We start from the raw sequence: 4139 nt of genomic DNA, 5'->3' as shown, positions 1-4139 counted from the left end.
AGCGCCGCCAGCTCCAGCCGGATCTCCGCCGCCGTCGGCCGCCGCGCCGGATCGGGCTGCACCAGCCGCTCCACCAGCGGCCCCAGCGGCCCGCACGCCTCCGACGGCACCCGCCGGCCCTCCCGCACCGCCGTCACCAGCTCCGGCACCCCGCTCTCCGGGTACGGCGCGCGGCCGGTCGCCATCCGGTGCAGCAGCACCCCGAGCGCCCAGCAGTCTCCGGCCGGACCGCCGTCCAGCGGCCAGCGCTCCGCCACCGCCCCGACCAGCTCGGCCCGGACCTCGTAGCGGCGCCTGCCGCCCGGGCCGCCCAGCTCCTCGGCCAGCACCTCCTCGGCCACGCCCGGGAGCAGCCCGCCCAGCAGCGCCGCGCCGTCCTCGCAGACCAGCACCGACGCCGCCGTCAGGTTCCCGTGCGTCAGCCCCGCGTCGTGCAGCGCCCGCAGCGCCGCGGCCAGGTCCGCCGCGATCTCCGCCGCCCGGTACGGCGGCAGCGGACCCTCCGCGAGCAGCCCGGCCAGCGGCAGCCCGGACGGCCGCTCCTCGACGGTCCAGAGCAGCTCGCCCTCGACGAACGAGCCGGCTCCCTGCAGCAGCCGCGGGTGCCGCGGCGCGGCGGCACCGACCGCCGCCACCCGGCGCACCAGCCGCTCCCCGCGCTCCGACCCGTCCCCGTCCGGCCCCTGATCCCCGGTCAGCGACGCGGGCAGCTCCCACCCGCGCAGCCCCACGACGTCGCCGCTCCGCTCGTCCACGGCGACCGTGTCCGGCACCTCCGGACGGTCCGTCAGCCGGTAACGCCCCGCCAGCACCTGCCCCGGACCCGCTCGCATGCGTGTTCCTCTCCGCTCACCGCCCAAGCCTAGGCCCTCGCCCGGCCCCGGGATGCGTCGCGCGCGTCCCGGATTACCCTCGGTCCATGGACTGGACCGATCTGATCGACGCGGCCTTCGACATGGCCGGCAGCAGCAACAACGGCAACAGGGCCGAGGCCCTGCGCACCGTCGAGGCGAACGTCGCCCCCGACGAGAAGCCGGTCGCCTCCACCGCGGGACGCCACCCCGACCACTTCCGCAAGGGCGTCCTGGTTCTGACCACCCACCGGCTGCTCTTCCTCAAGGACGGCAAGCCTCCGGTCCCGGTTGCGCTGGAGGCGGTCACCGACGCGACCGTCACCAAGACCAGGATCAACGGCGAGGTGCTGCTGGTGGTCGCGCTGACCGGCTCGCACCGCTACGAGGACGTGGCCAAGGCGGAGATCTTCGCCGAGCGGATACGGGCCACCGCCCGGCTGGCCCGCGAGGCCTCCCGGAGGACGCCCGCCGACGCCCCGGCTCCCGCGGCCAACACCTCCGGCGCCGACCTGCTGGAGCAGCTGGAACGGCTGGCCGCCCTGCACACCGCCGGCGCCCTCACCGACGACGAGTTCACCCGCGCGAAGCAACGCCTCATCGGCTGACCGGCCCCGCCGACCGTCGGCACCGGATCAGAGCGCCCCGGAGGCGAGCCGGCGAATCACAGCGCCGAAGGGGCGCGCCGGTGCCGAAAGGGAGAAGGGCCAAGCCGCCGACGAAGGAGGTGGCGCCGCGCCCACCGACCGTCGGCACCGGGCTGGAGCGCCCCGGAGGCGAGCCGGCGAATCACAGCGCGGGCTGGAAGGTGTCGAAGGCGGTCTGCCGGGCCTCGGCGTTGGCGGCCCAGTCTGCGTCCGGCGTCGTCCAGTAGATCGCGTAGCCGTACTTGGCCGGGGAGCCGGTGACGAAGCCCCGGTTCAGCGAGTGCATCCGCGGGTTGCCGCTGATCCACTCCCAGTCGGCGGCGTTGGTCCACTCCCGGTAGGCGACGGACTGCAACTGCACCCGCTGGTAGTTGGTCACCTGGCCGCGCAGCCCCGGCTCGGCGGCCTGCCAGTCGGCGAGCGCGCTCGCCCCCGGCGTGGTCGTCCACTCGATCCGCAGGGTGCTGCCGTTGCCCTTGAAGGTGCGGCGGATCGACTCCGAGCTCGACAGCTGGAGCCAGTCGGGCAGCACGATCGAGAAGCCGGCCGGGTCCTTGTACTCGTGGTACCCGGCTGGCACGACGGCCCCGGTCGGCGTGGGCGTCGGGGTCGGGGTCGGGGTGGGCGTCGGGGTGTCGCTCGGCGTGGGCTCCGGCGCGGGCGCCGCGCTCTCCGCCGGGGCCGGACTCTCCGGGGCTGGCGCCGACTCGCCGCCGTCCGGCGTGGTGTCGGAGGCCGCCACCACCGGAGCGGTGCCGTGCGCGCCCTCCGCCGAGCCGTCGCCGGACCCGCCGAGCGCCTGGACCAGCGCGACCACGCCCGCGATCAGCAGCAGCACCACCACGACCGTCGCCACGGCCAGCCGCCGCCGGCCGGTGCGCGGGTCCGCCCCGGCCGCCTGGGTCGCGCCCAGCGTCCACTCACTGGTCACCGGCCGGGCCGCCTCGGCCTCCGGTCCCGAAGGCCCCGCGGACTCCGCGGGCTTCTCGGCCGGCTTCTCGGCCGGCTTCTCGGCCGCCGCCGGTTCCGCCGGCGTGACCGGTACCGCCGTCGGCTCCCCGCTCCCGACGTCCTCGGCCTTGCCGCCCACCCGGACCGTCCCGAGCAGCCCGCCCACCGGCGGCTTGGCCCGGGTCTCCGCGACCGGCACCGACTGCTCGGTCGTCGACTCGGCCCGCGCGGTCGACTCCGCGACCACCCGCTTGAGCATCGACCGGGTCTGCGAGGCGGTCAGCCGCTTCGCCGGGTCCTTGGCCAGCAGCCCCTCGATCACCGGCCGCAGCGGCCCGGCGTTCACCGGGGTGGCCAGGTCCTCGGTCATCACCGCCGTCAGGGTGGCCAGCGCCGAGCCCCGGTCGTACGGCGGACGGCCCTCGACCATCGCGTACAGCGTGCCGCCCAGCGACCACAGGTCGGCCGGCGGCCCGGGCTTCTGGCCCTGGGCCCGCTCCGGGGAGATGTAGGAGGGCGCGCCGACCAGCATGCCGGTGGAGGTCACCGAGGTGTCGCCCTCCACGCTGGCGATGCCGAAGTCGGTGAGCACCACCCGGCCGTCCTCACCGATCAGCACGTTGGACGGCTTGACGTCCCGGTGCAGGATGCCGTGCGCGTGCGCGGCGCTCAGCACGCCGAGCACGTCCAGCGCGATCTCCGCCGCCCGGGCCGGCGCCAGCGGGCCGTCCTCCCGGACCACGTCCGCCAGCGACCGGGACTCGACCAGTTCCATGACGATCCACGGCCGGTCGTCCTCCTCGACCACGTCGAAGACGGTGACCGCCGAGTTGTGCCGGATCCGCGCCGTCGCCTTGGCCTCGCGCAGGGTCCTGACGATCAGCCGGTGCTTCTCGTCCTCGTCCACGCTGGCGTTCATCCGCAGTTCCTTGACCGCGACCGTCCGGCCCAGCATCTCGTCCTCGGCGCGCCAGACGGTGCCCATGCCACCGCGCCCGAGCACGCCGTTCAGCCGGTAGCGGCCGGCCAGGAGGCGGCCGGTGGAACCCTGCGCCTGGGTCATTCGGAACGTTCCCCCATGTGCTGCTGGCGGTCGTGATGACGGCACGTCGGACCGGCGTCGGGCCCGAACGCCCAAGCCTCCATCATCCCCTGTCCCGCGAGTCCGCGACCACCCGACCCCCGGCCACCCTGGCGCGCGTCCCGGCCGGGACCGGCGCTCCGTGCCCGATCCGTGATCGAAAACCCTGTCGATTCCGCTCCGGGCCCTGCTAGCGTGCGGCAGCTCACCGTCTTTCCGGGGGGAACACGACGTCCATGACCGCATCCGCACCGGGCGCTGACGACCGGTCGGGCCGCCCGCCCGCGGCCCCGCACTTCTCGGTCGCGCCGGAACCGGAGACCCCGGAGGGGTACGTGCCGCCCGGCATGCCCGGTGCCCCGGTGGCCGGTTACCGCCCCGCCGACCCCGCCACGCCCGCCGGCCCCGCCACCGGCTCCTCCCCCGGAACCGACGCGGCCGGCGGCTCCGGTCCCGCCCCGGGGCGCCGTCGCGGCTGCCACCGGACGGGCCCGGCCGTGGCGCTGGCGGTGCTCGCGATGCTGGCCGGCGCCGCGGCGTTAGGCTGCGCTCCGATCCGCGCGGAGGCCACCGTCGGCTGGCTGGCCATCGCCCCGGCGGGGGGGGGGG

3 protein-coding genes and 1 pseudogene are annotated in these 4139 nt (G+C 76.2%); 2 read left to right on the top strand and 2 right to left on the bottom strand.

Translation table 11 applies throughout. The features are described from left to right. A partial coding sequence (locus ABD308_RS13595) for a protein kinase (protein WP_344333106.1) occupies positions 1 to 833 on the bottom strand: 833 nt, incomplete at its 3' end. Between the two features lie 86 nt (positions 834 to 919). On the opposite strand from ABD308_RS13595, the gene ABD308_RS13590 reads away from it, so the two are divergent. After that, complete coding sequence (locus tag ABD308_RS13590) at positions 920 to 1459, top strand: SHOCT domain-containing protein (protein WP_344333102.1); 540 nt, start codon at positions 920 to 922, stop codon at positions 1457 to 1459. A gap of 181 nt (positions 1460 to 1640) precedes the next feature. Here the strand turns inward: ABD308_RS13590 and ABD308_RS13585 are convergent, their stop codons facing one another. Continuing rightward, positions 1641 to 3512, bottom strand: coding sequence for a serine/threonine-protein kinase (locus ABD308_RS13585; protein WP_344333099.1), 1872 nt, complete (start codon positions 3510 to 3512; stop codon positions 1641 to 1643). A 254-nt stretch (positions 3513 to 3766) separates the two neighbouring features. Here ABD308_RS13585 and ABD308_RS13580 point away from each other — a divergent pair. Then, positions 3767 to 4139: pseudogene (locus ABD308_RS13580) on the top strand (hypothetical protein); the annotation flags it as partial.

Source organism: Kitasatospora putterlickiae, from assembly GCF_039527695.1.
Taxonomy (GTDB): Bacteria; Actinomycetota; Actinomycetes; order Streptomycetales; family Streptomycetaceae; genus Kitasatospora; species Kitasatospora putterlickiae.
This window is presented reverse-complemented; position numbering and strand designations above follow the sequence as displayed.